The 6,042-nt window shown below is 65.1% G+C and carries 5 protein-coding genes; 3 read left to right on the top strand and 2 right to left on the bottom strand.

Annotated elements, in window-relative coordinates; translation table 11 throughout:
* Positions 1 to 155: 155 nt before the first annotated feature.
* The 3 genes from VKI00_RS19520 to VKI00_RS19510 all read left to right on the top strand — a co-directional run bounded on the left by VKI00_RS19520 (position 156) and on the right by VKI00_RS19510 (position 3,499).
* The gene (locus VKI00_RS19520; RefSeq protein WP_324440302.1) at positions 156 to 1,586 is read left to right on the top strand and encodes an aldehyde dehydrogenase family protein; all 1,431 of its coding nucleotides are present in this window, start codon (positions 156 to 158) and stop codon (positions 1,584 to 1,586) included.
* 70 nt (positions 1,587 to 1,656) lie between these two features.
* On the top strand, positions 1,657 to 2,520 hold the full coding sequence (locus VKI00_RS19515; protein WP_324440304.1) for an SDR family oxidoreductase: 864 nt from the start codon (positions 1,657 to 1,659) through the stop codon (positions 2,518 to 2,520).
* A 10-nt stretch (positions 2,521 to 2,530) separates the two neighbouring features.
* Positions 2,531 to 3,499, top strand: a complete 969-nt coding sequence (locus VKI00_RS19510; protein ID WP_324440300.1) for an NADPH:quinone oxidoreductase family protein — start codon at positions 2,531 to 2,533, stop codon at positions 3,497 to 3,499.
* Between the two features lie 68 nt (positions 3,500 to 3,567).
* Here the strand turns inward: VKI00_RS19510 and VKI00_RS19505 are convergent, their stop codons facing one another.
* Together VKI00_RS19505 and VKI00_RS19500 are read right to left on the bottom strand one after the other, a co-directional pair.
* Positions 3,568 to 5,142 carry a PE-PPE domain-containing protein gene (locus VKI00_RS19505; protein ID WP_324440298.1) on the bottom strand — a complete coding sequence of 525 codons (1,575 nt, stop codon included), beginning with the start codon at positions 5,140 to 5,142 and terminating at the stop codon, positions 3,568 to 3,570.
* Between the two features lie 231 nt (positions 5,143 to 5,373).
* Positions 5,374 to 6,042, bottom strand: a 669-nt coding sequence (locus VKI00_RS19500; protein WP_324440297.1) for a tyrosine-protein phosphatase, incomplete at its 5' end; no start/stop codon positions are given.

Raw genomic sequence — 6,042 nt, 5'->3', positions numbered from 1 at the left:
GCCGGAGGAACCCAACGTGGCGGCGACGTTCCGGGCTGTCTTCGTCTCTGCTGAGAAGCCGTAAGCGTGGGCGGCTGCACGACCTGAGGGCACCTGTTGCCCAACCAGGTGGTTGATTAGGATTGGGGTTTTCGTCGGTCGAGGAAGGGATCCCCATGACCACCGAAGCCACCGAAGCAACCGCATCTGCCACCGTCGGCGCCGCCGCCCCGACTCACGCCGATATCCCGAAGGTCGTCGCTCGCCTGCGGCAGACCTACTCCACCGGCAAGACCCGCAGTGTGGAGTGGCGACGAGCCCAGCTGCGCGCGCTGGAGAAGATGATGGCGGAGAACGAGCCGGCGATCGCCGACGCGCTCGCCGAGGATCTGGACCGCAGCCCGTTCGAGGCGTGGCTGGCCGATGCCGCGACCACCGCGGGCGAGGCCCGCTATGCGGCCAAGCACGTCAAGAAGTGGACGCAGCGCAAACACCAGCTGTTGGAGCTGGCGCAGCTGCCCGGCCGCGGCTGGGTGGAGTACGAGCCCTACGGCACCGTGTTGATCATCGGCGCCTGGAACTACCCGTTCTACCTGACGCTCGGCCCGGCGGTGGGAGCGATCGCCGCGGGAAACACGGTGTTGCTCAAGCCATCCGAGATTGCTCCGGCGTCGGCGTCGCTGATGGCCGAACTGGTGCCGCGGTACCTGGACAACGACGCGATCGCGGTGATCGAGGGTGACGGCGCGGTGAGCCAGGAGTTGATTGCGCAGGGATTCGACCGGGTGTTTTTCACCGGCGGCACCGAGATCGGCCGCAAGGTCTACGAGGGCGCCGCACCGCACCTGACGCCGGTCACCCTGGAACTCGGCGGCAAGAGCCCGGTGATCGTGGCGGCGGACGCCGACGTGGACGTTGCGGCTAAGCGGATCGCCTGGATCAAACTGCTCAACGCCGGCCAGACGTGTGTGGCGCCCGACTACGTGCTGGCCGACGCGACGATCCGCGACGAGCTCGTCGACAAGATCGGCCGGGCCATCACCAAGTTCCGGGCCGAGGAGAAGACCAGCGGCCTGCGCATCGTCAACCAACGCCAGTTTGATCGGCTGACCGAATACCTGGCCACCACCAAGGGCACGATCGCGCTGGGCGGCAACTCCGACGCCTCGACGCTACGGCTGGAACCCACTGTTGTCGTCGACCCCGATCCCGACGAGCCGCTGATGAGCAACGAGATCTTCGGCCCCATCCTGCCGGTGATCTCCGTCCAATCCCTTGATGAGGCAATACGTTTCGTCAACTCGCGACCCAAGCCGCTGTCGGCGTACCTGTTCACCAAGACGCGCGCGGTGCGCGAGCGAGTGATCCGAGAGGTGCCCGCGGGCGGCATGTTGGTCAACCACCTGGCCTTCCAGGTGTCGACGGCCAAGCTGCCGTTCGGCGGCGTCGGCGCATCGGGCATGGGTGCTTACCACGGTCGCTGGGGTTTCGAAGAGTTCAGCCACCGCAAGTCGGTGTTGACCAAGCCGACCCGACCCGACATATCCAGCTTCGTCTACCCGCCGTATACAGATAGGGCGTGGAAGTTGGCGCGCCGGCTTTTCTAGCGTCGCCGCGACTGAACCGAACTGACCTGAGAAGAGTCGGGCGATGACGCCCGAGAAAGAGAGGAAGTCCATGCCCGGAGTGCAGGATCGCGTGGTTGTCGTCACCGGCGCCGGCGGCGGCCTGGGCCGCGAATACGCCCTGACCCTCGCCAAGGAGGGCGCCAGCGTCATAGTCAACGACCTCGGCGGCTCCCGCGACGGCACCGGCGCCGGACACAACATGGCCGACCAGGTCGTCGAAGAGATCAAGGCCGCTGGAGGCCGGGCTGCCGCCAACTACGACAGCGTCGCCGAGCCCGAAGGCGCGGAGAACATCATCAAGACCGCCATCGACGAGTTCGGCAAGGTCGACGGAGTGGTGAGCAACGCCGGGATCCTGCGTGACGGCACCTTCCACAAGATGTCGTTCGAGAACTGGGATGCGGTGCTCAAGGTGCACCTCTACGGCGGCTACAACGTGATCCGCGCCGCGTGGCCGCACTTCCGTGAGCAGAGCTTCGGCCGGGTGGTCGTCGCCACCTCCACCAGCGGTCTGTTCGGCAACTTCGGCCAGGCCAACTACGGCGCGGCCAAGCTGGGTCTGGTTGGGTTGATCAACACGCTGGCCCAAGAAGGCGCCAAGTACAACATCAAGACCAACGCGGTCGCACCGATCGCCGCGACCCGGATGACCGAGGACATCCTGCCGCCCGAGGTGCTCAAAAATCTGACACCGGATTTCGTGGCGCCGGTGGTGGCCTACCTGTGCACCGAAGAGGTGCCTGACACCGATTCGATCTTCATCGTCGGCGGTGGCAAGGTGCAGCGCACCGCGCTGTTCCAGAACGAGGGTGTCACCTTCAAGGCGCCGCCGTCGGTCGACGACATCGCCTCGCACTGGGCTGAGATCGACGACTTGTCCGCCGCGAAGCAGGCCAACTTCTCGCTCCGGTAATCGAGCATTCATGAAAGCCTGTGTAGTACAGGAGCTTTCAGGACCTCCCGGCCTGGTGTACACGGATGTCGACGACATCACCGGCAACGACGACACGATCGTCGTCGACGTCCGTGCCGCCGGGGTGTGCTTTCCGGACCTGCTGCTGAGCAAGGGTGAGTACCAGCTCAAGCTGCCCCCGCCGTTCATTCCCGGCATGGAGGCCGCCGGCGTGGTGCGTTGGGCGCCGGAAGACTCGGAATTCAAAGTGGGTGACCGGGTCTCGGCGTTCGGCGTGCTCGGCGGATATGCCGAACAGGTGATCGTTCCGTTGGCTAACGTGATCCACAGTCCGGCGGAACTCGACGACGCCGAGGCGGTGTCGCTGCTGGTGAACTACAACACCATGTACTTCGCGCTGGCCCGGCGTGCGGCGATGCGCGCCGGTGACAGCGTGCTGGTACTGGGGTCGGCCGGTGGAGTCGGCACCGCGGCGATCCAGGTGGCCAGGGCGATGGGTGCGGGCAAGGTCATCGCGATGGTGCACCGCACGGGCGCAACGGATTTCGTTGAGTCGCTGGGCGCCGATGTGGTGCTGCCGTTGACCGACGGCTGGGCTCAGGCGGTGCGCGAGCGTACTGACGGTCGCGGCGTTGACATCGTCGTCGATCCGGTCGGCGGGTCCGCGTTCGACGACGCCATCCGGGTGCTGGCCATCGACGGCAAGCTGCTGGTGATTGGTTTCGCCGCGGGCGCGATCCCGACGGTCAAGGTGAACAGGCTGCTGCTGCGCAATGTCGGCGTGCTCGGCGTCGCCTGGGGCGAGTATTTGCATCAGGTGCCCGGCTCGGCGGCACTGTTCGCTTGGGGCCTGAACCACCTGGTGTCGGCTGGGTTGAAACCCCCACCTCCGCAGCGCTATCCGCTCTCGGAGGGAAGTGCCGCGCTGCAGGCCCTGGCCGACGGCGGTGTGTTCGGCAAGCTCGTGCTGGAGCCCTAGCCGACGAGTTACGGGATGAGGCTGCCGCTACCGCAGACCGGTGGCGGCGCGTTCCGTATCCCCCGTTACTAGAACAGACCTGAGAAGTCAGCAGCGACCTGTGAGAAGGCATCGCTCAGGATGGAGACCTCGAATCCGGCCGCCAGCGTGCCGATCGCCGTGGTCCCCGCGATCGGTAAACCGAGAGCGTCAAGGAAGTCACCGGTCGACAGGTTGTCTATGAAAATTGATGTTTCCCACGCGGGCAGGCTGGTCACCAGTGAGTTGATGATGTCCGCGGTTGGCAGCAAGGTGGAATACAGTGTCGAGGCCGCACTCGAGAGTGCGTTGACGAAGTCGGTGAACGACGCTGCCGGATTTGCGGCGTCAGCTGACAATGCCGACAGCAGATCCGTGAGGCTCTGCCCCGACGAGGTCGCCCCCGAGGCCGCCGAATCCACCGCCGCCGAGTAGGGGTCTGTGCCGCTCATCAAGTTCTGGATGCCTTGCTCGGTGTCGGTGACCAGTGTGCTGAACACTGTTGAGAGACTGACGTCGGGGAACAGCCCGAACGGGGTAGGCATGTTCGCCGGTGAATCAGCCGTCACGGAGTAGCCGAGGCTGCCGTCGCCGTAGCCCAAGTTGATCAGATACGTCAGGTCGGGCCCCAGCAATTCTCGGAGCTGTGTCGGCAGCAGCGACACCAGCGGCGCAGTCTCATCGATCATGTAGTAGTTGGTGAGGCTGTCCGCGGTGCCGGAGTCCATCGAGCCCGGCAGCAGAATCGCGTTGGCGATCTGTTCCGCCGTGGGACCGCTCCCGTCGACGCCCCCGTTGAGATACGTGCCGTGGAGGTCTTCGATGCCCAAGAAGGCGTTGAGGTCGGACAGCAGATTGATCGGATATCGCGGGAAGTCCGTGAAGCCGTCGTATTCCAGCGAGTAGATGTTCGTCAGGTAGTCATCGGACGGCGTTGCACCGTTGAACGCGATACCCAGACTCGCCAGGTTCAGCTGGTCGACGGTGTTCGGGTTCGTCGTCGTTTCGAAGCCATTGAAGCGCTCGAACAGCCCGCCGTTGGGATTGTTGGGGTCAGCGAGCAGCAGGAATTGCGGGTCAAGCGGTCCCGTGTGCGGCGTGCCGGACGGGTCGAGCAGCTGCATCGTGACACCGGATAGCGTGGAACTCTGCGAGTAGCCCAACACCGTTGAGCCGTCTCCGGCAGCCTGGTTGGCGAGGATCGTGCTTTCCAGGATGGCGGCGCCCTGGCCCACCGAGGTGCTGGGGCCCGCAAGGCCATCGGAATTGAGTGGGTAGTTGTAATACAACTGCTGGACGCCTTGGCCGAACAGCGGATAGGCCCCCTCGGGAGTGAACAAGCCGTTCCCAAAGAACCCTGGGTCGTCGGGGTTGGTTGAGGTGGCCTGGTAGAAGGTCAGGTCGGGGTAGAGCGGCGTCATCTCGGCCTGGTTGTTGAGGTAGAGCAGGTCAGCGGCCTCCACGTACTGCGGGCCGGGGATGGGGACCGTGGTGCCGCCGATGACCAACCCGATGTCGTCTGCGTGCGCGAACGCCGGATTCATCATCGCCGTCAGGCCCAGGAATCCGGCACCGGCGGTTGTCACCAGCCCTGCACCCAACCAACGAAGCTTGCGGTCTGACATTGGGACCTCCCGGAATTTGGGCGGATCGTCAAGGGCAGGAGACTGCCCCAGCGGCGCGGGTATTCAACGTATGTTCTACTCCCCTTCCGCCTTAATGTCTAAGAAATCCACAGGTTTTCCTTTAAGTAAATTAAGTGCCTGCTGCCGGCGCGCACAGGTTGTAGCGGCAGTTGTAGTGAGGGCCGCCGGGAGTCGGTGCGCCGGGCACCGGGACGCTTGAGCAGGCTGAATTCAGCCCAGCAGCGCGCTGCGCAGCCGGTTCACGTCGTCTTCGGTGATGTCCGCGCTGCGCAGGTAGCCGTCGAGCGAGCCGAAGTTTTCATCGATGGTGCGCCGCGCGGTGTCCAGGTATTGCTCGCGGACGCCGAGGACTTCGTCGGAGAGCCGCGCCTCGGTGAATGCCATCAGCTCCGGCGTCACTTCGACGTCCGATCGCTCCCGGACCGCTTCGAGGATCCGGTCCCGCAGTTGGGGAACCGCCCGGTTGCTGCCCAGGAAGTCGGCCATGATCGCGTCCCGCTCGACGCCCGCGGCTTCCAGCACCAGCGCCACCATGAAGCCGGTGCGGTCCTTGCCGGCGAAACAGTGGGTGAGCACCGTGCGTCCGTCGGCCAGCAAGCTGACCACGCGATGCAGTGCCTGCTGTGCGCCGTTGTAGGTGGGAAACCTGCTGTACTCCTCGGTCATGTAGCGGGTGGACGCTTCGCTGACCGGTTCGTCGTCGGCCTTGTCTTCCAGCAGCCGCCGGAACGCGTGCTCGTGCGGCGCGTCCCCGTCCGGGTTGAGCTCGTCGGGCCCGAGATCCGGGATGGGCAGTAGATGGATCTCCACGCCGTCCGGCACCAGACCGGGCCCATGACGTTCGACCTCACGGCGTGAGCGCAGATCAGCGACATCGGT

The sequence above is a fragment of the Mycobacterium sp. genome (genome assembly GCF_035314665.1).
Lineage (GTDB): Bacteria > Actinomycetota > Actinomycetes > Mycobacteriales > Mycobacteriaceae > Mycobacterium.
The sequence above is the reverse complement of the archived record's forward strand: the minus strand, read 5'-3'. Positions and strand labels throughout refer to the sequence as shown.

Coding starts and splice junctions, on each gene's coding strand:
- VKI00_RS19515 (WP_324440304.1), top strand. CDS start 1,657: ATGCCCGGAGTGCAGGATCGCGTGGTTGTCGTCACCGGCGCCGGCGGC.
- VKI00_RS19510 (WP_324440300.1), top strand. CDS start 2,531: ATGAAAGCCTGTGTAGTACAGGAGCTTTCAGGACCTCCCGGCCTGGTG.
- VKI00_RS19505 (WP_324440298.1), bottom strand. CDS start 5,142: ATGTCAGACCGCAAGCTTCGTTGGTTGGGTGCAGGGCTGGTGACAACC.
- VKI00_RS19520 (WP_324440302.1), top strand. CDS start 156: ATGACCACCGAAGCCACCGAAGCAACCGCATCTGCCACCGTCGGCGCC.